A 260-nucleotide genomic window follows, 5' to 3' on the forward strand; every position below is an offset into this window, starting at 1 on the left:
GAATCAACCCGCCAGGAAGGTGCGCGCTCGACGTAGGTGTAGGGCACATGAACAGCACTCCCCCGAATTACATTTTTGATAAGCGGTTTTGAATCCGCTGCTTATCAGGTATGAGCAGCGCGCCCTGTAGAAATTCATTTTTGATACAGAGGATTTCGCCAAGGTGTTGTTTTTCGAAGCGCAGCGCCCATCGAATCCCCTCATTTGTGGTTAAAATGCCGGCCCTTTGACTGGCCGATCCTGATCCATGACCCCTGAAG

At 51.2% G+C, this 260-nt stretch carries 1 protein-coding gene; it reads right to left on the reverse strand.

Translation table 11 applies throughout. From position 1 onward, the window contains the following. Positions 1 to 67: 67 nt before the first annotated feature. Positions 68 to 260, reverse strand: a 193-nt coding sequence (locus tag AAEY83_RS16290; RefSeq protein ID WP_351060699.1) for a hypothetical protein, incomplete at its 5' end; no start/stop codon positions are given.

The sequence above is a fragment of the Psychrobacter sp. TB20-MNA-CIBAN-0197 genome (genome assembly GCF_040309765.1).
In the GTDB taxonomy this organism is placed as follows: domain Bacteria; phylum Pseudomonadota; class Gammaproteobacteria; order Pseudomonadales; family Moraxellaceae; genus Psychrobacter; species Psychrobacter submarinus.